The organism is Segatella copri, assembly GCF_019249795.2.
In the GTDB taxonomy this organism is placed as follows: domain Bacteria; phylum Bacteroidota; class Bacteroidia; order Bacteroidales; family Bacteroidaceae; genus Prevotella; species Prevotella copri_B.
The window spans coordinates 2,418,306-2,442,248 of the sequence record NZ_CP156891.1; the positions used below are offsets into that span (position 1 = coordinate 2,418,306).

Annotated in this window: 13 protein-coding genes; all 13 read left to right on the forward strand. The window is 48.1% G+C overall.

Going from position 1 to position 23,943, the window contains the following annotated elements:
* The first annotated feature begins 2 nt into the window (after nucleotides 1-2).
* The 13 genes from KUA48_RS10135 to KUA48_RS10195 all read left to right on the forward strand — a co-directional run bounded on the left by KUA48_RS10135 (nucleotide 3) and on the right by KUA48_RS10195 (nucleotide 23,885).
* Entirely contained in the window at nucleotides 3-1,394 is a 1,392-nt protein-coding gene (locus KUA48_RS10135; RefSeq protein ID WP_153080485.1) for a DUF5114 domain-containing protein, read from the forward strand.
* An 18-nt stretch (nucleotides 1,395-1,412) separates the two neighbouring features.
* Nucleotides 1,413-2,498 (forward strand): glycosyl hydrolase 53 family protein, encoded by a 1,086-nt coding sequence (locus KUA48_RS10140; RefSeq protein WP_218431878.1) that lies wholly within the window; start codon nucleotides 1,413-1,415, stop codon nucleotides 2,496-2,498.
* 17 nt (nucleotides 2,499-2,515) lie between these two features.
* Nucleotides 2,516-4,966: a glycoside hydrolase family 2 TIM barrel-domain containing protein gene (locus KUA48_RS10145; protein ID WP_218431876.1), complete on the forward strand. Its 2,451-nt coding sequence runs from the start codon at nucleotides 2,516-2,518 to the stop codon at nucleotides 4,964-4,966.
* 154 nt (nucleotides 4,967-5,120) lie between these two features.
* Nucleotides 5,121-8,000 carry a two-component regulator propeller domain-containing protein gene (locus tag KUA48_RS10150; protein ID WP_218431874.1) on the forward strand — a complete coding sequence of 960 codons (2,880 nt, stop codon included), beginning with the start codon at nucleotides 5,121-5,123 and terminating at the stop codon, nucleotides 7,998-8,000.
* A gap of 708 nt (nucleotides 8,001-8,708) precedes the next feature.
* Nucleotides 8,709-11,645, forward strand: coding sequence for a TonB-dependent receptor (locus KUA48_RS10155; RefSeq protein ID WP_218431873.1), 2,937 nt, complete (start codon nucleotides 8,709-8,711; stop codon nucleotides 11,643-11,645).
* 17 nt (nucleotides 11,646-11,662) lie between these two features.
* Nucleotides 11,663-13,189: a RagB/SusD family nutrient uptake outer membrane protein gene (locus KUA48_RS10160; protein ID WP_218431872.1), complete on the forward strand. Its 1,527-nt coding sequence runs from the start codon at nucleotides 11,663-11,665 to the stop codon at nucleotides 13,187-13,189.
* 15 nt (nucleotides 13,190-13,204) lie between these two features.
* Entirely contained in the window at nucleotides 13,205-14,107 is a 903-nt protein-coding gene (locus KUA48_RS10165) for a DUF4984 domain-containing protein (protein WP_218431871.1), read from the forward strand.
* 18 nt (nucleotides 14,108-14,125) lie between these two features.
* Nucleotides 14,126-15,733 (forward strand): DUF5003 domain-containing protein, encoded by a 1,608-nt coding sequence (locus tag KUA48_RS10170; RefSeq protein WP_218431870.1) that lies wholly within the window; start codon nucleotides 14,126-14,128, stop codon nucleotides 15,731-15,733.
* Nucleotides 15,733-18,417: a DUF4458 domain-containing protein gene (locus KUA48_RS10175; protein ID WP_218431869.1), complete on the forward strand. Its 2,685-nt coding sequence runs from the start codon at nucleotides 15,733-15,735 to the stop codon at nucleotides 18,415-18,417. Before KUA48_RS10170 ends, KUA48_RS10175 begins: the two co-directional genes overlap by 1 nt.
* A 21-nt stretch (nucleotides 18,418-18,438) precedes the next feature.
* Complete coding sequence (locus KUA48_RS10180) at nucleotides 18,439-20,487, forward strand: BACON domain-containing protein (protein ID WP_218431859.1); 2,049 nt, start codon at nucleotides 18,439-18,441, stop codon at nucleotides 20,485-20,487.
* Nucleotides 20,488-20,518: 31 nt separating this feature from the next.
* Entirely contained in the window at nucleotides 20,519-22,606 is a 2,088-nt protein-coding gene (locus KUA48_RS10185) for a subtilase family N-terminal domain-containing protein (protein WP_218431858.1), read from the forward strand.
* Between the two features lie 11 nt (nucleotides 22,607-22,617).
* Nucleotides 22,618-23,355: a DUF1573 domain-containing protein gene (locus tag KUA48_RS10190; RefSeq protein WP_218431857.1), complete on the forward strand. Its 738-nt coding sequence runs from the start codon at nucleotides 22,618-22,620 to the stop codon at nucleotides 23,353-23,355.
* 47 nt (nucleotides 23,356-23,402) lie between these two features.
* The gene (locus KUA48_RS10195) at nucleotides 23,403-23,885 is read left to right on the forward strand and encodes a lipocalin family protein (RefSeq protein WP_182000867.1); all 483 of its coding nucleotides are present in this window, start codon (nucleotides 23,403-23,405) and stop codon (nucleotides 23,883-23,885) included.
* The last annotated feature ends 58 nt before the right edge of the window (nucleotides 23,886-23,943 follow it).

A 23,943-nucleotide genomic window follows, 5' to 3' on the forward strand; every position in this document is an offset into this window, starting at 1 on the left:
GAATGAAAAAGATATTTAGAAACTTGATGATGCTTCTCTGCGCACTCACCGCCCTGGTGAGTTGCGACGAGAGTGGCGACAAGATATATCTGGATGGCTTCAAGGCATCCGATCTGATGGCATCGGCATCCGATGTGAAGCTGTCTGTAGATAACAGTAAGGACGTTGTCCTCTCGTTGGCTTGGCAGAATCCTACCTTGTTTTCGAGCGATGAAACCAAGCCTGCGGGCAGCGGAGTGTTGAAGACTTATCTGCAGGCATCCGCCTCAGAAGATTTCGCATCAGTAAAGGAATACACCGTAACCGACCTTTCCAAGGCTTTCACCGGTGCTGATCTCAATGCTGCAGCCAAGGATCTCGGCTTGTCTCCTGATGTGAGTTCACCTCTTTATTTCCGTATCAAGAGTCAGATGGGTGCCAATCTTGATGCCGCTTACAGCAATGTCTGCCAGGTAAAGGTTACTCCATACCTCATTGATATGAGCTACATCAATATCCTGAATGAGAAAAAGGATCAAGTTCTGACCAAACTCTATTCTCCTAATTCTGATGGAGTTTATTCTGGCTATATGAATGCCTCTTCTTGGTTCCATATCTGGGGTAAGGAAAATGATGGTACCATTTGGGGTAATGTAGGACAGGATAACCATGTGTACGAAATGGATAATACTGAGTCTGCATGGAACATCTGGTTCCCAGGTCAGACAGGTATTTATTATACAGTTCTTGATACAAAAGCTAAGGAACTTAAGCCAACTTACATCAAGTCGATGCAGTTGAATGGTGAAGATATGACCTATGATGCTCCTAACTATGCTTGGACCAAGGTGATTACAACCGCAGCCGATAATACTCCAATTAGCATCGTAGCAACAGGTGCAGAGTACAGCAAGGATACAGGTACAGAAGATGCTGCAGCTGTGGTGAAGACCATGAACTATACTTTGGCTGATGGCAAAATGACAGATGCTGCAACAGCTGGAAGTGTAAATATTGCCAAGGCTGGTACTTATACCGTAACCGTGAAAGTTGGTGAGCACAGCCAGCTGGAATACACCATCGTTGAGGGCGACCAGACAACTCCAGAGCCAGAGGTTAGCAATACCCTCTGTATGTTCTCTAAGGATGGTAACACCCTTCTTGCCGTGATGAACAAGGTGAGTGATGGCGTTTATACCTGCAAGTACAAGCCAACAGCTTGGGAGAATTTCCGGTTTATCTTCGTAGGTGAAAACAAGGACGACAAGCAGACTTGGTATGGTTCTGATCCAAGCGATCTTTTTAAATTGTCAACAGCTAGTGACTGTTGGGACATTTGGTTCAAGGATGATGTAACTGGTGGTGAAGTTACCGTTACCGCTGACCTCAACACCATGACATGGAAATATGAATAATTAATAAGAAAAATAGCAATGAAGAATATTTTAGGAAAAGCCATATTGCTGGCTTCAGCACTCTTGTTTTCTATCACGGGCACGAGTTGCAGCAATGATGATAATACCACTCCTGAAAAGGAGAAGACATACGATATGAGTGGCTTCGCCAAGGGCGCCGATGTAAGTTGGCTCACAGAGATGGAGAAGGATGGGGTGAAATTCTATAATCAGAATGGCAAGGCTACAGAATGCATGAAGCTCCTCCGCGAAGAGGGAACCAATTCCATCCGTCTGCGTGTCTGGGTAAATCCGGAAGGTGGCTGGTGTGGCAAGGATGATGTCATCGCCAAGGCTTGGCGTGCTCAGCAGCTCGGCTTCCGTCTGATGATTGACTTCCACTATTCTGATACCTGGGCTGACCCGGGCAACCAGAAAGTTCCTGCTGCATGGCAGGGCTATACTGCTGAACAGATGAAACAGGCTGTGGCTGATCATACAAAGGATGTGTTGAAAGCCCTGAAGGATAGAGGCGTAACCAACGTAGAGTGGGTGCAGGTGGGTAATGAAACCCGCGACGGAATGCTCTGGAATAGCGATGAGGCTGTAACCGGTCAGGTATCTAAGAATGCAGCCAATTTTGCTGCTTATATCAACGCCGGTTATGATGCTGTAAAGGAAGTTTATCCTAAGGCAAAAGTCATCGTGCATGTAGATAAGGGTCAGGACCTCGGTGGACTTACCTGGCTCTACGATAAGCTGAAGGACAATGGCGGAAAGTGGGATGTCATCGGACTGTCTCTTTATCCGGAAGATGATAACTGGCAGAGTTATGCAGAGAGTTGTCTCTCTAACATCCAGACTCTTTCTTCCATGTATGGCAAGGACGTCATCATCTCTGAAATCGGTATGTGGTGGGGCTCTGACCAGGCTGCGCCATTGATGAAGAAGATGGTGGATGGCTGTAAGGCAATCTCTACCTGCGAGGGTATCTTCTATTGGGAACCAGAAGTTTACAACAACTGGAAGCCAGCCAACTATACCACTCTGGGTTGGCCTGCATATACCAAGGGAGCCTTCGACAACAGCGGCAAACCAACTGCCGTATTCGATGCATATAAATAAGAATATTAAATAGCAATATGATCAAGAGAAGCATTACTTTCATGACTCTTGCCCTGGCCCTCACTACGCTGTGTCAGGCGCAGAGCAGAAAGGTTATCAACCTGCCATCATGGGACTTCTCCCGTGATGGCAAGGCGTGGCAGCAGGTAGCCGTTCCGCACGATTGGGCTATCTCGGGACCTTTCGATAAGAAATGGGACCTGCAGATGGTGGCCATCGAGCAGAATGGCGAAACCGAAAAGACCGAGAAGTCGGGACGTTCTGGTGCGCTGCCTTGGATAGGTGAGGGTATGTATAAGATGAACTGGACGGCTCCTAAGGGCTATAAGCGTGCCGTACTCGTCTTCGACGGTGCCATGAGCCAGCCTGTTGTCAGCGTCAATGGCAAGGAGGCAGGCAAGTGGGCTTACGGCTACAATGCTTTCCGCATCGACATCACACCTTTCATCCAGTTTGGTAAGAGTAATCTCATCGAGGTACATCTTAATAATGTAGAGGAGAGCAGCCGATGGTATCCGGGAGGCGGCCTTTACCGTCCGGTTTCCGTAGAACTCTATGGCAACGAAAACTTCTCTACCTGGGATACCTTCGTCCGTACCCTGAAGGCTGATAAGCAGGAAGCTGAAGTAGAAGTAAATGCGCTGCTGGAAGGAAAGACTGGTAAGTCGGGCAAGACCGTCATAGCCCTGTTGGATGAGGCTGGCAAGAAGGTTGCCGAGCAGACTGTCACAGGTGCCAATCCTGAAATCAAGACTACTCTGAAGGTGGCGAATCCTCAGCTCTGGTCTCCGGAATCTCCTTACCTCTATCAGGTAAAACTTACCCGATATGAAGGAAAAAAGGTGGCTGATGTCCAGACCCTGAAGACCGGTATCCGTACCATTGCCGTATCCAAGGATTATGGTTTCCAGCTCAATGGCGTTACCCGCAAACTGAAGGGTGTCTGTCTGCACCACGACCTCGGTCCGTTGGGTGCAGCAGAAAACAAGGCAGCTCTCATCCGTCAGATCAAGATGATGAAGCAGATGGGTTGCGATGCTATCCGTACTGCCCACAACATGCCTTCTACCATGCAGATGGAACTCTGCGATTCCCTCGGTATGATGGTCATGGCAGAGAGTTTCGATATGTGGATTTATCCTAAATGCAAGAACGGCTATGCCAAGTTCTTCAAGGAGTGGAGCGATAAGGATATCACCAATCTGGTAAAGCACCACCGCAATCATCCTAGCATCATCATGTGGAGTATCGGCAACGAGATTCCAGAACAGTGGAGCAAGGAGGGTGTGCAGATTGCCAAGCGTCTGCAGGATATCTGTCATCAGTACGACCCATCTCGCCCTGTAACCCAGGGTATGGATAAGGCTGAGGATGCCCTGAAGAGTGGATTTGCCCAGGTGATGGACGTTCCGGGCTTCAACTATCGCGTACATAAATATTATAAGAATATTGAGCAGTTGCCCCAGGGCTTCCTCCTCGGTTCAGAAACCGCCTCTACGGTCAGCTCCCGTGGCGTATACAAGTTCCCGGTAGTGGTAAGTGATAAGGCTACCTATCCTGATGGTCAGTGCTCAAGCTATGATACCGAATACTGTTCCTGGAGCAATCTTCCGGATGATGACTGGAAGATGCAGGATGACTACAGTTGGGTAATCGGTGAGTTTGTATGGACCGGTTACGACTATCTGGGCGAGCCGACTCCTTACGATACCTACTGGCCAAGCCGCAGCAGCTACTTCGGTATCTGCGACCTTGCCGGACTTCCTAAGGACCGCTACTATATGTATCGTGCCCGCTGGAACGAGCAGCAGCATACTACCCATCTTCTTCCTCACTGGAACTGGAAGGGCAGGGAAGGACAGGTTACCCCTGTATATTGCTACACCGATGGTGTGGAAGGCGAACTCTTCGTCAACGGCAAGAGTCAGGGCAGGGTTCGCAAGGACAAGTTAAGCCGCCTCGACCGCTACCGTCTGCGCTGGAACAATGTGAAGTATGAACCGGGTGAGATTCGCGTGGTTACTTACAACCAGTATGGCGAAAAGGTTGGTGAGGACGTGAAGCGTACTGCCGGCGAGCCTGCACAGATGAAGTTCTGCGTAGAAACACCTGATCATGAGCCTGTTGCCTGCATGGTAGAAGGCTGTACCGATGAGCACAATGTGCTTCTGAATGCCGATGGCAACGATCTTGCCTTCATCACCGTGAGTCTGCAGGATAAGGACGGCAATGAATGTCCGCTTGCCGATGACGAACTGACCTTCGAGGTGAGTGGTGCCGGCACTTTCAAGGCAGCCTGCAACGGCGATGCCACATCGCTCGAACCGTTCACCCAGCCACAGATGAAACTCTTCTCTGGCAAACTCGTAGTCATCGTACAGAGCAGCAAGCAGAAGGGCGACATCATCCTGAAGGTAAAAGACAGCAAGCGAAATATCGAAAAGTCGATTACGCTCCAGGCAATATAAGAAGACTGAGACAGATTTCAGTTGGTTATAAAGTATATAGTTTATATCGGATCCTCTGGGAATAGCAGCGGCTATTTTCTCAGGGGATTCTTTTTTTTTGAATTTTCTCCGATATTTTTTGGCGTTATCATGAATATTGTGTAAATTTGCACACATGAAAAAGTCAAAAGAACCTATAAACCGCATCAGCATGGCAATTGCTATGCTCTTTATTTCGCTCGCCATCTATGCGCAGCGTTTCGTTAACACCTCCCTTGAAGGTGCTCAGTCCGTTTGTGCCATTACCCAGGACAGTGATGGAATGATATGGCTCGGAACCGACAACGGTCTTTACAGCTATGATGGTTATCATAGCTACCGCCATTTTCAGGAACATACATTCAGCAATACGCGTGTCAATGCGCTCGGCTTCGAGGGCAGGATGCTCTATCTGGCTACTGGCAACGGCATCCTGAAATTCGATACGCAATCTTATCAATATGCCGAAACACCAGCCATGAAGGCTTTTGCCGATGAGGCGAAGCGCAAGCAGCTGAAGGAACTCCGTGTGCTCGATATCAAGGGTGGTAAGACTGACTTCGGTGGCGATGTCTATGCCTTGCTCTCTACTCCGCGAGGCTTGCTCGTAGGTTCGCTTGCTGGTCTGCGTCTCGGCAGCAGACTGATTCCGCTCCGTGCCGGAGAACAGCCGCTGGTCAATGCGCTCGCCTATGATGCCAAGCGCCGATGCTACTGGATTGGTACCGAGGGCGCTCTCTATTGTGCCGATCTGCAGCTCAGGAACTTCTCACAGATTCCAGCTCTGAACGGCAATTCCATCAAATGTCTTTCTACAGATGCTGCCGGCAATCTCTATATCGGAACCGATAACGGACTCTATCAGATGGCACTCTCCAATGCCATTACCCATTATATCCACGATTCCCGCGATGATGCTTCTATTCCTAACAACATTGTCTGGGCTTGCTTTGTAGATAAATGGCAGAATGTATGGGTGGGTACTGACAATGGACTCTCCCGTCTCACTACCCATACCTATTACCGCTATGTATCGCTCGATAAGATTACGATGTCGGGTGAGGGCAACTGTCTCCATGCCATGCTCCAGACTCGTAACGGCGAATGGTGGATGGGCGGTACCAACGGACTGATTCATTTCACCCGGAATGCTGAAGGTTATCAGAATGTGGCATGGTACAAGCAGAACAGCTCTGCCTTCCCGCTGAGTCATAACCGTGTACGCAAGATTTATGAAGACCATGACGGCGATGTATGGATCTGTACTGACCATGGCATCAACTTCTATGACCGCAGTTCCCGTCAGATGCGCAATTTCATCGTCTACGATAAGAGTGGCAAGTATTCTACTGCCTGGGCTTACGATATTCTCCAGGACAAGAAGGGCAGGATATGGATGGGTTCTTATCAGGGCGGTGTTTTCGTGATGGATAAGGCGGCTCTTCTGAGCGGCAAGACCATAGCCGACTGGCATTACTCGGACAAGGGAAAGAATGCGCTCTCTGGTCTGCATGTAGGTCAGATGGTGATGGATGGAAAGGGTAGGATTTGGGTTTCTACCTATACCCGTCTCGACTGCATCAATCCGAACGATATGAAGGTGGTGCAGGTAGCTAACTCAGATGTTGTCAACTATTTGATGGCAGACAGCAAGGGCAATATCTGGATGGGTGATAACAATTCGGTAACCTGTTATTATGCAGCCGGTTCTGTGCTGGGTAACAGCTTTTCTTCCAAGACATGGCAGATTGGTGGTAAGGTAAGTACCATGTGCGATGTGGAAGGCAAGATATGGGTGGTATCGGGCAATGAATGCTGCGTAATCAATCCACAGGGCGAGAGCCAGCGTTTCATGATTCCTTCTGTTGCGCCGCTCAACATCTGTTACAGCAGACAGACTCATGAGGTAATGATGGGCGGCAATGACGGCTATGTGGCAATCAGTTCCGATGTAGCACAGAAGCCTAAGCAGTTTACCCGCCTGATGCTGGCTGGAATCATCGTAAACGGACAGGCTCGTGAGGAGCGTGGAGAAATCCTGAAACTGAAGAGTGATGAGAACAACTTCACCTTGCAGCTCACCGACCTTCCTTTTGCTGATCATCCTTCAGCCGTTTATGCTTACAAACTCGAAGGCAGCGACCACGACTGGCATTATCTGAACTCGAGCAACATCGATATCACCTACAATGGTTTGTCGTATGGCGATTATCATCTTACGGTTCATGCCGTGGATGGTGAAGGCAAGATAGCTGCCGAGGTTTATTCGCTCGACATCTCCGTCCTGCCGCCTTGGTATCTCTCATGGTGGTGCAAGCTCTTCTATATCACGGCACTCATCGTGTTTGTGGCATGGCTGGTAAGCTGGTATTTTCTGCGCAAGGAACTGGCTGATGCCCAGAAGCAGAAGGCTGAGGTGTTGGAGCAGGTACAGATGCGTATTGACTTCTTCAACCGTCTGACGGAAGATTTGAAGGCTGCCGTAGCTCATCATTCATTTGATGAGGTGACAGCTCTGATGGTCCGCTACCTGAATGTGAAGAAACCTGAGGAGCCATCAGCTGTTGCCACTGGGTTATCCGCTTCGCCTGTATCTGAGCCTGAGTCATCATCCTCAGAACCAGTTCCTGCACGCTCTGAGTCTTCTGAAGAGGAAAAGAAGGAAGTAAATGTCTGCGAGTTGGATGGGGCAGACAAGCGTCTGCTCGAAGAGATCAATGAGGCGATAGAGAAGCACATGATTGATTCCGACTTCAATGTTTCGATGTTGCAGGATGTGATAGGCATAGGTGGCAAACAGCTGTATCGCAAGACGAAGGCGATAACGGGTCGTACGCCTGTAGAGTATATCCGTGAGATGCGTATGAAGCGTGCAGCCGAGCTCCTGAGCCAGGGCAAGTTCAGTGTTTCCGAGGTGATGTATACCGTTGGTTTTTCCAACAGCAGTTATTTCTCCAAATGCTTCTCCAAGGAGTATGGCATGACTCCTACGGAATATATGAAGGTGAAGAGGTAAATAAATGATGTGCTTCCGTTTGCCTATAGATATGGCTGCGTGGGGTTAAGAATATGGCTGCGTGGGGTTACGGATACGACTCCGTTGGGTTACGGATACGACTCCGTAGGCTAATGGAGACGTATCCTTCGGCTTGTCGAGATATCTGCGTCAGCTGATTGAGCCACTTGAGTCAGCTGATTGAGCTACTTGCGTTAGCTGATTGAGCTACTTGCGTTAGCTGATTGAACCACTTGCGTCAGCTGATAAAATACGTTCCGATGCAGTAAAAAATGCGTCCCGATGTAGCATTTGCTACGTCCCGACGCAGCAAAAGATACGTCCCGACGTAGTACAAGCTACGTCGGGACGTAATTTCAGCTTTATGAAAACGGCTGCATAGAAACAAAAAAAGTATGTATTGAACTTGTTTTTGCAAACTGTAATCGGATGTGACAAAAAATCGACAATTAACTAAATTTATGAGCAAATATGCTAAAAAACATAGATATTTCATATCAAACATTTAAATTTTAAGCGATAATCTTGGGCAAATAAGAAAATATTCGTAATTTTGCACCGATTTAAGTTAAATAGGTATTTCCATGCGTGCATATTAGTGAAAGAATGTATAAATGGAGGGGCGAAGTGTCGCCCTGAGTGCTTTCGGCTTTTACCAAACGAGAAAAAAATTATAATTATTAATTAATAAACTTGAAACAAACAAGGATGAGAAGATTAACTCTTTTACTTGTCTCACTTGTATTGTTGTCTATCCAATCGGTCTTGGCGCAGAGTTTCAGCGTCAAGGGTACAGTCGTGTCTGCTGAAGACAACGAACCGATGATTGGTGTGACCATTATGCAAGAGGGAACATCAAATGGCGTAGTGACCGATATTGACGGTAACTATACCATCGAAATTAAGGGTGCTTCGAAGGCTACGCTTGCCTACTCTTATGTGGGTTGCGTTACGCAGAAGCACGTTGTGAAAGCGCAGACAAATACGCTCAACATCACCCTTGCTTCGGATTCCAAGATGATGGATGAAGTGGTTGTGGTGGCGTATGGCGTGAGAAAGAAGGGAACCATTGCGGGTTCCGTGTCTGCCGTAAAGTCTGAAAAAATAGAAAATGTGCCGGCGGCAAGCTTCGACCAAGCTTTGCAGGGACAGAGTACTGGTTTGCAGGTCATCTCTTCTTCGGGTGAACCTAGCAAGGCGGCTACCTTCCAAATCCGTGGTACCAACTCTATCAACTCCGGAAAGTCGCCACTCTTTATCCTCGACGGCGTGCCAATCTCAAGTTCTGATTTCAATACTTTGAGTCCTAACGACATCGAAAGTATCTCTGTATTGAAAGATGCCTCTTCTACCTCTATCTATGGTGCACGTGCTGCCAATGGTGTGGTTGTCATCACTTCCAAGCGAGGCTTGTCAATGGACAAGGCGAAGATTACGCTCCGTGCACAGTATGGTTTCTCTGAGTTGGCACAGACCAACTGGAAAATGATGAATACCGACGAGCGTATCCAGTTTGAGAAAGAAGTAGGTCTGGATACAGGTAAGGATTACAATCTCCTTTCAAGAGTAAACGTAAACTGGCTGGACGAGGTGTTTAACGACCGCGCTCCGCTGCAGAGCTACGAACTCTCTATCAACCGTGCTACCGACCGCTTGAACTACTATGTTTCTGGTGGTTTCTACGATCAGGACGGTATCGCACAGAATTCAACCTTCCGCCGTTACAACATCCGCACCAATGCAGATGTAAAGGCTAGCAAGTGGTTGAAGGTAGGTACCAACACCATGGCTGCCTATGAGGAGGCTCAGCAGGCTGACGACGGTAGCTATACTACCGTTACTCCTATCTCAGCATGCCGATTCATGCTGCCTTACTGGAATCCATACGCAAAGGATGGCAGTCTGGCTTCACTTTCAGCAGGCAACTGGGCTGGAACCAGCGAGAACCCTATCGTTTACATGGGCTTGAATCCTATCAAGAACAAGAAATATAAGGTGCTCTCTACCATGTATGCTGAAATCTATCCGATAGAGAATCTGACTATCCGTACTCAGTTTGGTGTCGATTTCACCCATTCTACAGCATTCCTCCAGTCGTTCCCAAGTCTCTCTTCAAATCACGGACAGGGTACTGCGGCACGCCAGAGCAGCGATGCCATCAACCTGACAGAGACTACTACGGCTAACTACCGTTTCACTCTGAACGATATCCATTCGTTCAACGTGATGCTGGGTCAGGAGGCTGTCAATTTCCACTCAGATGGTTTCCAGGTATATTCCAAGGGTCAGACCAGCGATCTCCTGACCAACGTATCATCAGGTACACGTGCCAGCCGCTGGGCAGATTCATCTTCTGATTATTCTTACCTGTCATTCTTCATGCGTGGCGAGTATAACTATAAGGAGCTCTACTATGCCGATTTCTCTCTGCGTACTGATGCTTCTTCACGTTTCGGTAAGGATCATCGCTGGGGTACATTCTGGTCGCTCGGTTTCATGTACAACGTGAAGTCGACCGACTGGCTGAAGGATATGAAGTGGCTCAGCACAGCCCAGATTGCCGTAAGTACCGGTACATCGGGTAACTCTGAGATTCCTAACTATTATCACCTGGCTCTGGTATCGGGTGGTGCCAACTACGATAATACTGCCGGTTTCTATCCATCACAGAGTGGTAACGAGGAATTGGGTTGGGAGTCAACATGGGCAAACAACTTCGCCCTCCGTTTGGGCTTCCTCGACAGAATCAACTTCAGCTTCGAGGCTTACTACAAGCGTACCTCTAATATGCTGATGCGCGTTCCTGAGTCTTATACCGTAACCGGCGAGGGCTATCGCTGGAAGAACGTAGGTGTGATGGCTAACAAGGGTATCGAGCTGAGTGCTGACGGTGATGTAATCCGCACACGCGACTTCACCTGGAATGTAAGTGCCAACGTATCTTACAACCAGAACCGATTGAAGGAACTCTATAACAGTGTAACCGAGTATGTAAACTCAACCACCGGTTTGAAGTATGTGGTAGGTCACTCAGTAAGCGAGTTCTTCCTGAACCGTTATGCCGGTGTGAACCCAGCGAATGGTGAGCAGCTCTGGTATGACAAGAACGGCAACGTGACCAACGAGTTCCGTGAGAGCGACAAGGTGATGACAGGCAAGACCTATGATGCACCTTGGATGGGCGGTTTCGGTACAAGCTTCCGTTGGAAGGGCTTGCAGCTTTCTGCCCAGTTCAGCTGGATTGGTACACGCTACGTGATTAACAACGACCGTTACTTCGAGGAGAGCGGTATAACCTTCGGTACTGCTTACAACCAGTCAAACCGTCTGTTGTACGACCGCTGGAAGCAGCCAGGCGACATTACCGATATCCCACGTTGGGGCGAGGTAACCCAGCTCGACGATCGCTTCTTGGAGAATGCATCGTTCCTCCGTCTGAAGAATCTCAGTCTGTCCTATTCATTGCCACAGAGTCTGTTGCGCAAGACCAACTTCTTCTCTATGGTCAGAATCTATGGTCAGGCACAGAACCTCTTCACCGTAACCGGTTTCAACGGTCTGGATCCTGAGGTTTCATCCAATATTTACCAGGCACAGTATCCGGCATCACGCCAGTTTACTCTGGGTGTTGAATTGCAATTCTAACCAAGAAAGGAAAAAAAATGAATATCAAAAATATAAAGACATACATCCTGTCGGGAATCCTAGCCCTCTCTATGTCTTCCTGTCTTGATAAGTATCCTGAGGATTCTATCCTCATGGACCAGGCTATCAACACGGTGGACGACATGGACAAGCTGGTGTACGGTATCTACGACAGTTTCAAGAGCAGCGCCCTCTATTCGGGCAATCTGACAATCCTGCCAGATCTGCAGGCAGACTTCGTGTACTGCGTGAAGGGCTACTCTAATGCCTATGGCGATATCTACCGTTGGAAAGATATCAAGGCTACCAACACCGACATCAAGGCGGTATATGCCGACCTTTATGATGTGATCAACCGATGCAATTTCCTGCTCGATAATGTTGAAAAGGTAAAGGCTGCAACCAATGATGATAAGCAGCTTGATAAGTTGGAGCAGTATGAGGGCGAGGCTTACTTCGCCCGTGCCCTGGCTTACTCAGAACTGATCAAGTGTTTCTGCAAGGCTTACGATAGCGATGAGCAGGCTGCGAAGGAACTCGGCGTTGTACTCACAGAGCACTATTACGGCAATGAGCCACAGAAGAGAGCCACTCTGAAGGAATCATACGATTTCGTATTGAGAGATCTTGACAAGGCTGCTGAATATCTGAAAGTAGACGAAGACTTCACAGGAAGTCTCTACAACGAGATTTACTTCAACGAGTATACCTGTCATGCCTTGCGTGCGCGCGTATCCTTATATATGCACAAGTATGATGATGCCATCAAGTATGCATCTAAGGTAATCGGCAGTAAGTATTATACATTAGAGAAGGCTTCTTCCAACACCTATTCAAACCAGGTGAATGATTATAAGTATATCTGGACCTATGGTGATTCGCGTGAGGCTATCTGGAAGGTAGGTTTTACCGTGAACAGCTATGGCGGTGCTCTGGGTACCATCTTCGATAACTACAACTTCGTAACTTATCGTCCAGACTATGTGCCTGAGACATGGGTCATCAACTCATTCGACAGCAAGGACCTCCGTGCTGCAGCCATCTTCACAACCCGTGTAACAGGTTATGAGCATGGTTTGCAGTGGCCTTTGCTGAGCAAGTATTTCGGCGATGCAGAATTCCTGAACAGCAATATCCTGCATGTTCACCAGCCAATGGTATTCCGTCTCTCAGAGCAGTATCTGATTCGTGCTGAGGCTTACGCCATGAAGGAGGACTATGGTAAGGCAGGTAAGGACATCTCTACCTTGCGTACAGCCCGCTACTCTTCATATGGTGGTAACACCTCGATGAGCGAGAACAACGCCATGAAGATAATCGAGGCAGAGCGCGTGAAGGAACTCTATATGGAAGGCTTCCGTCTGAACGACCTCAAGCGCTGGCACAAGGGATTTGAGCGTAAGGCTGCCGACCAGCCTGCTGCCAACTTCGTGCAGAGCAGTCTGAAGGTTGAAAAGGATGACCCTCTCTTTGTCTGGCCAATTCCTCAGCATGAGCTTGAGGCACCAGGTTCTGAGATTCAGCCTAATGAAAGTAACAAATAAAATAAAGAGAAGATCATGAAGAAAATAATGATGGGATGTTTGGCAGCCGTAGCTGCACTCATCGCTCTTGTGAGTTGTTCACAGGATTATACCACTTATGCTGGTTCAAGTCATATCATGTTCTCTGATACGCTCTATCAGTATGCTGTACAGGAAAGCAATGAGGTTTTCAATGTGCCTGTATCTGCAACCGAAAAAGCTGACTACGACCGCACCTTCGGCGTAGAGGTAGTAGACAAGCAGAGCAATGCCATCGAGGGTAAGCATTACCGCATCCTCAACAACACCGTTACAATCAAGGCGGGCGAGATGGTAGGAAATGTGAAGGTTCAGGGTATCTATGATAACATCGGCAAGACCGATTCACTCGGCTTCACCCTGAAACTGGTGATTCCGGAGAAGTATAACTGGACAGATCTCTATAAGGACTATGCCCACGTGGTAATGCAGAAGTCTTGTCCTTTCGATATCCACAACTTCTCTGGCTGGTGCAAGGTAACATCTACATTCTACAGCCAGTATCTGAACAACGTAACCAACCGTCTGATCAAGACAGAGGTAGTGGAAGGCGAGGAGAATACCGTTCTGCTGAAGGATGTTTACTATAAGGGCTACAACCTGAAGTTGAAGTTCAGCACCAAGAACATTCTTGAGCCAAAGGTAGAGATGGACGACCAGATAGCCGGTGAAACCGGCGAGGCGTTCGGTACCATCTATGGAGACGGCAAGTTGCGCATCAGCCAGCCTTCTCTGTATACCTCTTATTATAACACCTGCCAGAACTATGTATTGCAGTATGTTGTTATGAGTGTAAACAACAAAGATGGTTCATTATTCGGCAACGTAGGAACCTTCATCACCATGTATGAATGGATCAGCGATGAAGAGGCAGAGAAATTGAAAGAACAAGGATATTAATCGTAGAATAAAAAGAAAATGAAAACATTGATTTCAAAATATTGGCTCGTATTGATGGCGCTGGTATCAGTGACTCTGTTCACAGCTTGTTCCAGCGATGACGATGCCGTAACTCCTGTGTTCCCACAGGTACAGACTATCGCCGGTGAAGCTGGTGCTGAGTTGGACTTCACCTTCGATGCCAACGAGAGCTGGAGCCTTTCTTCAGACAAAATCTGGTGTAAACTGGTGCAGGGCGAGAAAACAGACGCCTTCGTACTCAATGGTACTGCAGGCAAGCAGACCATCAAGGTTAAGATTACTGATGATGATGCCAGCAAGGATATGAGCGTGGCTCAGCTCTTCCTGAACATGGGTGGTCAGAAGGTTGCCATCGCTGAGGTTAAGCGTTCGGCTGCCGGCTATAAGTTGCAGGTATTCGATGCGGCTGGCAACGATATCACCGAGACAGGTATCACTGTAGGTTACAAGGACCTCGCAGAACAGCCTATATACAACAAGTTTACCGTAAAGTCAAACTATCGTTTTGCGGTTACTAATACTCCAGCTTGGGTAGACTTAGAAGGTGGTTTCATGGTAGGTACACCTAACAAGGATGCTGTAGGCGGAGTTTCCTTCAAGGAGAATCAGGGCGTAAGTGCTAAGTATGCCATCAAGGACGGTAACTACACCATCACCTTCACTTCTGAGGATGGCAAGGCTGCTAAAACCGTACCTGTTATCTTTGAGGGTATGCCTGAAAATATGATGGAAATTACTCATCCTAATGATGATAAACTTGTTTCGAAGTGGAATGTTTGGAATGTATCACTCGATGGTAAGGTGTTCACTCAGAATGGTTCTAAACTGAATGGCGGTGAGACCAACGATTTCACATTCCACAACTTCGTTCCTTTCACCCTCAAGACCTTGGATGATGCTTATCAGCTTGTAGTCTTCGAGAAAACAAAGAATGGTTTGTTCGAGGATCAAATTGGCGCTGTGAAGTTGCAGGGTGAGAAGGGTAATGTTAAACTCACAATTGAGCCTTTGAACAGCGGAAGCCGTACATTCGTGGTTTATGCTTTGCCACAGAGCGTATTCGAGAGTCTGGAGAACGGCCTAGATGATATGCTGGAGAACAACTGCACAGACGTGAAAATTGATTACAACAACTGCTTCCTGATGGAAGTTGTACAGAAGGAGGCCAACTCTTCTGCTGATGATCAGTCTGCAGCGCCTACAATCTTGGAGATGAACTACTTGCCAGTAGAGTGCAAGAAGGATAAATCAACGTATGGTTCTATCATATCAGAAAAATTTGGCTACAATGGTGACGAAATATATGTCGCTCAGTCAGGAGTAGGAAGCTCTCTTACAGTTAATCCTAATATCAAGGATTGGGACCCTAACACTATGATGGAGACAGGCTATCTTACAGTTAAGGATAACAACGGAAATGATGTTTATGCAGAGCTTAGTATGGATATGAATAATAACAGTATATTCTTCGTAGATGTTCCTGCTGCTACTCCAATGTTTATGGTATTCAAGGACAACGGAACTCCTGTAAAGGTTCTTGTTGTTGAATCTCCTGGTGAGGGAATGAGTAAGAAACATACTTCTATCAGAAAAATTAGAAAGTAATGAACAGAATGAAAATATTTTCAAAGGCACTCTTGTTGCTCTTGGTCTCTCTCCTGACCTTTGCAGCAACAAGTTGCTCGGATGATGAAACCGGAGGCTGGGACGGCACATACGGATATGTGCAGTTCAAACTCAGCAAGAAGGTTTCTTCTAGAGCTACCCGTGCTGCTGCCCTTGACAAACTTGAGAAACTGGATGATGCCAAGAAAATCAAGGTGGTCATGGAGCACAACGGTACAACTGTCTCTCAGACACTGGTGCTCAATTCTTATAATTCAGAGAATGCAGAGTATGGTCTGAGAAGTGAAAAACTGCAACTCGCTTCGGGTACTTACACCGTTATCGGTTTCTATCTCTATGATGCGGTAGACGAGGAGTTGCTGGCTTCTTCTGCCGGCGAAACATTCACTGTAGTAGGTGGCGGTCTGGAAGTACAGAACCTTATGGTGGAGACTGTGGAGCGTGGTAAGGTGAAGTTCAATCTCGTGAAGGAGTGGGAGAAGACCCGTGCCGGTGGTACTGAGTATCTCTTCTCTAACATCCGTCTCGTTGACGTCAGCGTAACCAACCTCTTTACCCGTGAGACCTATACCTTTCCTGAACTGAAGGTGAAATATAAGGAGTCTAGCGAAGAGCATCAGAATCCTGACAATGAGAACGATAAGTATATGGATACAGGTACAGCTTACTGTGATTCTACCGTATGGTTGCCTGCCGGTACTTATCAGGTTACCTCTTATACCACCTACGGGAAGACAGGTGCGGTGAAGACCAAGTACGAAACCCAGCCTGTAAAGGGTGAGGCGTTTATCGTAGAGGATAATCAACTGAATGATACGGCTCAGGTGCCTATCCTCCTTTCCAAGACAAAGGAGTATATCAAGGACTATGAGGCTTTGAAGGCTATCTGGGAATCTCTCCATGGTAAGGAGTGGAGCTTCTATGGCGATGCTACCTTCAAGGGAGCTAACTGGAACTTCAACAAGGAACTCGATATGTGGGGCGAACAGCCGGGCGTAACGCTCAACAGCAACGGCCGTGTCATCGGTCTCGTTATCGCCGGTTTCGGTGCAAAGGGAATCGTACCTGATGCCATCGGACAGCTGACAGAACTCCAGGTGCTCAACCTCGGTTCTCACGATGAGAAGATTGGTGCCAACATCTTCAATAATTATGATGCCAACAGTCTGACTGCAGCAAAGAAGAGCAGCATGCGTCACGACTATGAGAACAAGTTTCTGAAGTATGACCCACGTGCCAACATGTCGGATATGATTGTAGAAAGCTACAACTCTGATCCTAAGGTGGCACCGAAGAACAGAATTAAGAAGGACAGCCGCATCAACCTGAAGGATGCGCAGATCGGTACATTGACCAACAAGATTACAGGTGTATCTAAGGCCATCTATCGCCTGACAAAGTTGCAGCAGTTCTATATCGGTAACTCTTCTATCACATCCGACTCGGTTTGTGCGAATTTCTACAAGCCTGACGATCCTGTTTATGGTAAGTTTGCACAGGAGTTTAAGGAAGAGGATTGGGACAAGATGGAAAACCTGACCGATATCGAACTTTACAACTGTCCGAAGATCAGTCGCATTCCAGACTTCTACTATAAGCTCCCTAAATTGCAGGCGATGAACCTGGCACGATGCAAGGGAATCTCTGCTAATCAGTTGAGAAAAGATTGGACTCGCTTAGCTGAGGAGAAGACAGGTAAGACACTCCAGATTCTCTATATGAGTTACAATAACCTGGAGGAGTTTCCTGAGTCTTCTGCATTGAGAAAGATGGTAAATCTCCGTTTGCTCGACCTGGCTTACAATAATATCAAGAAGGTACATCCGTTTGGTTCTGAGGTAGCTCTCTCTTCTCTCTATCTGAACAACAACCAGATTGAAGAGATTCCTGCTAATCTCTGTGCCTTTACAGATGATGTGGAAAGTCTGACTTTCGCTCATAACAAGTTGAAGAAGATTCCGAATATCTTCGATGCAAGTTCTGTTCGCGAGATGGGTTCTGTAGACTTCTCTTACAACGAGATTACAGGTGTAGATAATAGTCATGGTACCTACAAGGGTATTAATGCAGCTTCTGTCAGTCTGTCAAACAATAAGATAGAGAAGTTCCCTTCAGAGCTGTTTACTGCCGGTTCGCCAATCACAACCATCGATTTGAGCGGCAACCAGATGCGCACCATCCCTAAGGGTTCCATCAAGGGCAAGAAGGCTTATCTGCTGCAGGTTATCGACTTCCGATTCAACAAGTTGACATCCCTCTCTGATGACTTCCGCTCAACCACATTGCCATACATTACCAATATGGACTTGAGCTACAACTGCTTCACCGAGGTGCCAACCCAGCCATTGAACAGTGCCGTGCTCCGTGCCTTTGCCATCAACCACCAGCGTGATGAGAAGACCGACCAGCGTTGCCTGCGTACATGGCCTACAGGAATCACAACCTGTCCGAGCCTGATCCAGTTCCAGATTGGTTCCAACGATATCCGTAAGGTAGAAGAGACACTGACCTCTCACCTTTATATCCTGAATATCGCAGACAACCCTAACATCTCTATCGATGTAACGAGCGTCTGCGCATACATCAAGGCAGGTATGTATATGCTGTTCTACAACAAGAATCAGGACATCCGCGGTTGCGATGCTTTGGATCTCGAAAATTAAACCCTATAAGAAAGTAGTAATATGAAATATATGAATAAACTGACATTAGGTATCGTTCTCGCTGCCGGGCTTTTCACAGCCTGCAGCGATAAGGATGATGTCGATATCCCAGGAGGACTGGCGCTCGATAAAAAGGAGATAGCCATAGGCCCTCAGGGTGGAACAGAGCAGATTGCCATCGCTGCCTCACAGGACTGGGTAGCTAATACCTCTGAGCCTTGGCTGACGCTTTCGCCTGCCAACGGCGTGGGTTCTGTTGAGGGTACCATCAAGGTGGATTCTACTCTTTCCAACACGCTCCGCAGCACAGAACTCAGTTTCCAGGGTGCCAACGGACAGAGTCGCAAGCTTACCATCACCCAGTTCGGTTATGGCAAGCAGATCTTCCTGAAGGATTCTGTTGTAGAAATCGAAAACTCCGATTCTTACGATAACCGTGCTTTCGAGAGTCTGATTTCTGCCAACGTGGAATGCAAGATTGGTAAGATAGAGTATTCTTTTGAGGGTGATCTGACCGATGCCGAGAAGGCAGAGAACGAGAGCGAGCGTGAGGGCTGGCTCCTGAACAGTAAGGATGAAGATAAGCTGACAGGTACTAACCTGGGTATCGTGCTGGACAGAAAGTACCGTCCTCGCACCGTGAACTTCAAGTTCCGCTGGGCGATGAACGTGGTTCCTGCCGTTCGTGTGGCTAAGGTTCATCTCGTGCCAATCAAGGCTGAAGACCAGCTGGTAGATGCAGATGGCAATCCTACAGATGATGTTATCCTGACCGTTCGTCAGAAGGCAGCACCAAAGATTGAGGACAACCGTGCCGGTGACTCTCTCTCTGTCATCATGATCAACCAGAAACTGGGTAGCATTGCTACCTTCGATTCCAGCGATAACATGCGCAACTGGAGCGGCGTAACGCTCTGGGAAGCTACTGATGATTTAGTGAAAAAACATCCTGAGGCTTTAGGACGTGTACGTTCTGTCAAGTTCAGCATGTTCAACCTCAAGAGTGGCGAAACTCTTCCTAAGGAAGTGGGCAACCTCAAGTTCCTGGAGTCATTCTCTGTTACTTCCAACGAGAACAACCAGATTCGTGAGGTGAACCTCGGTGATGAAATCTGCTCGCTGAAGTATCTGAAGAATCTTACCGTTCAGGCTTACGGTCTGACTCAGTTGCCTGCTAACTTTATTAATCTGGGCAAGAGTCTTGAATCGCTCAACCTGGTAAGTAACAACTTCAACAAGTTGTCAGATATCACCGATATCGTCAACGAGAAGAACTTCCCTAAGTTGCGTAATCTCATTCTCTACGCACAGCGCCGTACGGATGTTCTCTTCGACATCGCTTCGCTGGGCGAAAAGAATGCATCAGGCGTCTATGTTTATAATAACTATCCTATCGGACTGTATGGTAAGGTAAATGCCGGAACCCCAGACCGCCAGGCGCTTCTCAAGCTCCTGACATGGGATAAGTTGAATACACTGGAGTTGTCTTACTGCTTCCTGGAGGGTGAACTTCCTACCGATGAAGAGATGACTGAGGCACTGGAGGCTGCCGGCAAGGCTACCCGATACACCAAGTCTGACTTCTCTACCAACAAGGAAGATTATCTCGACAAGCTGGTAGGCGATACCTGCAAGTGGTTGCTCTCAGGCTGGGATAATCCTGTAACCTGCAAACACAAGGATGGTTCTGTAGTTAGTGCGGATGTTTATCCTCTTCAGGTGCCACGTGTATTGCCAAACTGCCGTCAGTTGTCACTCAACCTGAACTTCTTTACAGGAAAGGTGCCAAACTGGATTCTCTTCCATCCACACCTGGTAGAATGGAATGCACCAACGATGGTGTTCAACCAGCAGCCTAAGGGTAAGAATAGCGATGGCGCTGCCGTTGGTTTCTCTAATATGACAGACGACAGCTACAGCTACGACTACTATTACGGAACCAGCGACCCAGGCAGCAACTGGGAGGTTCCGGGTGTAGCTTATCCGCTCTACTACCGCACATACGTGGCAGCAGGCGATATTAATGAAGCTGCGCTGATGGCTAAGTACAGGAGAACTAAGAAAAAGTAAGATAAACATAAAAACAATATAGAAGCAAACAATGAAGAAAAAGTTTTTCTATATAGCAATGGTCGCATTGGCATTGACGGGCTGTTCTGACAGCCTGTCAACCATCGGCTCTTCTGACGGCAATTCAGAAATCACCATCCCTGCAGATGCTGAGGCGGGTGAACTGCTGATTAAGTTCAGTCCGGAAATGAGCGATATCCTCGACCAGGCACAACTGAGCAAGACCCGCGCCGGAAAGGCTACCCGTTCGGGTATTCCTTCTACCGACGAGGTGCTCGACATCCTGGGAAGCTACAGCTTCGAGCGTGTGTTCCCGGTTGATGCAAATACTGAGGCAAGAACCCGCGAGGCGGGACTCCACCTCTGGTATACGGTGAAGTTTAATAAGGGAACCGACCTGAAGGCGGCTGCCGAGCGCCTGAAGCAGTTGGGCGAAATCTCAAAGGTTCAGACCAACGGTCGCATCAAGCGTGCTTACAAGACAGACAGCAAGCGCATCTATCTCAGCGATAAGGCACTTCAGCAGAAGTCTACCCGCTCAGCAGCCAATGGTGAGCCTAATGACCCAGGCTTTGCCAGCCAGTGGCACTACCGTAACCTGGGTGAGGGCCACTATGACTTTGAGAACCTCAACAATAATCACGTGGGTGCTAAGGCAGGATGTGACGTGAATGCACTTGAGGCATGGAAGACCTGTAAAGGTGATCCTTCTATCATCGTGGCTATTCTCGATGAGGGCGTGATGTATACGCACCCTGATCTGGCAGCCAACATGTGGTGCAACCCGGGCGAAAGTGTTCAGGGTGCCCAGACTGACGGCGACGGAAACGGTTATGAGGGCGACCTTCATGGCTACAACTTCGTAACAGAGAGCGGCGATATTACCTGGACTGATGCGAATGACACCGGTCATGGTACTCACGTAGCTGGTACTATTGCAGCCGTAAATAATAATGATAGAGGTGTTTGTGGTATAGCTGGTGGTGACGGTACTCCTAATTCTGGTGTGAAGATTATGTCCTGTCAGGTATTCTCCGGCCAGAACAGTGTAACCTTGGCAGGCGAGGCGAGAGCCATCAAGTATGCTGCCGATAATGGTGCTGTCATCCTGCAGTGCAGTTGGGGTTACAACTCTTCAGAGTCTAGCATCATCAACGGTTATACTCCGGGTCCTGCTACCGAGAAGGAATGGGCTGAGACCTATCCGCTGGAGAAGGAAGCTCTGGATTACTTCATCAACAATGCCGGTTCGCCTAATGGTGTCATCGACGGCGGTATTCCAGTCTTCGCAGCCGGTAACGAGTATGCTGGCAATCCTGCTTTCCCAGGTGCTTACTCTAAGTGCGTCAGCGTATCTTCATTAGCTGCCGACTATACTCCAGCCTGCTACACTGATTACGGTTCGCTCGTAACCCTGAGCGCTCCTGGTGGCGACTTGGAATATTACAGCAAGATTGGCGAGCAGGAAGATGAATACTGGGCAGAGACAACCGAGCAGAAAGGTGCTGTGCTCTCTACGATGATCAAGAACGGTCAGCCTGCTTACGGCTACATGGAGGGAACCTCTATGGCTTGTCCTCACGTTTCGGGTGTGGCTGCCTTGGGTCTCGCTTATGCTGCCAAGACGAACCGTCACTATCGTGCTGCCGATTTCGTAGCCCTGATGAAGAAGTCTGTAAAGGAATTGGATAGTCATTATCAGAATGGTGCAACCAAAACCTACTACATGAACCATACTACCGTAGGTGCTTCGCCAGAGATTGTACAGCTCTCTAAGTACATCGGCAAGATGGGTGCTGGTCTGATTGATGCAGTTCAGCTCTTGAATAACATCAAGAACAAGAAACTCAGTTCTGATATGAAGTTGCCTAACGTGTATGTGGGCATCGAGAAGACTGTTTCTCTCAACCTCGCTGCATATTTCGCAGGTCAGACAGAGGGATTCTCTTGCTCTGTAGCGAATGGCAGTGTAGCTTCTGCTTCAGTAGATGGCAAGACGCTCACCGTGAAGGGACTCGCTGTCGGAAGCACATCGCTCACCGTAACACCTGCCGAAGGCCCTAGCCAGACCGTAGTTGTGACCGTAAGAAAGAGTGCCGGCAACAATGGTTGGATGTAATTGGATGTAATATGAAGATATTTGCTTTCCTATCGTTTTTCTTCCTGGCTTTGCCTGTTACGGTGAATGCGCAGGAGGAACTGCTGAAGTTTGAGCATCCGCTTATCGATGCAGGTACGATGACCGAGGACGATGCGCCTCGCACCTTCAACTTCACAGGTAAGAATGTGAGCAAGAAGATACTGCACATCACACAGGTGAGAACCACCTGTGGATGTACCAGTTCTTATGTCAAGGGCGATGTGATGAAGCCTGGCGATACCTGTCAGGTGCAGATCACCTTCACGCCTAACCGCTATCCGGGCACCATCAATACGGGTGCTTATCTCTATCTGAAAGAGGTAGAGGGACAGCCTGCCGTTAAGCTTGCCTTAACGGGAAAGGTGCTGCCGGGTGCTGACCAGTGGGCGCGCTATCCGCACAAGATGGGCGCACTCAGACTGAAACAGGCGAAGGCAAGTATCACAGAGGTAAAGCCGGGCACAGAGCCTGCGGCACGTATCCTCTGCGGAAACAGCGGTGACAAGCCGCTCCGTATATCCAGCCTCCTTCTTCCTCCTTATGCCCGTCTTACGACAGAACCTGAGGTGATAGAACCGGGTGATGAGGCTGACCTCGTCATCACCATCATAGCCGATAAGATTCCGGCTACGATGCCCGAATCCTTCACCTTCCCTGTTATTCTGGAGGGCTTGGATGCCCGTCCGTCTGACAGAACGATACAGGTCGTTGTAAAGGTAAAAAGGTAAAAAAGGAAAAAAGTAAAAAAGAAAAAAATACCAAGACAATGAAATATTTGAAAAAACTCTTCACCCTCCTGGTGATTGCTTTGTTTGCCTGCGGCTTTGCAGCCTGCAGCAGCGATGATGAGGAACCGGAGGAGCGTTCTCTGGAAGTTACACCTGCCAATCTTCATGGCACATGGGAGTTGGCTGAGTGGAATGGTGAACCTCTTGCTGAGGGCACATACTGCTACATCGTTTTCAACCGCAAGGACCAGACTTTCGAGATGTATCAGAAGTTTGACAGTATGTATGGTCGCCATATCACCGGTTCGTTCGCTATCGAGAACGATCCATACCAGGGTTACATCATCAGCGGAAGCTATGATAACGGTAAGGGCGACTGGAACCAGAGTTATCTCGTAACCCGTCTCCTGGCATCGGGTTCCATGATATGGACCGCCAAGGACGATGTTACCGACATCAGCCGCTACAAGCGTTGCGATGAGGTACCTGCCGAGATACTCAAGGAATGTAAAGATCTCACTGAAGAATAAAAAAAAGAGCGAATTATCTGCAAATTCTGCGGATTATTCGCTCTTTTTTTGTATCTTT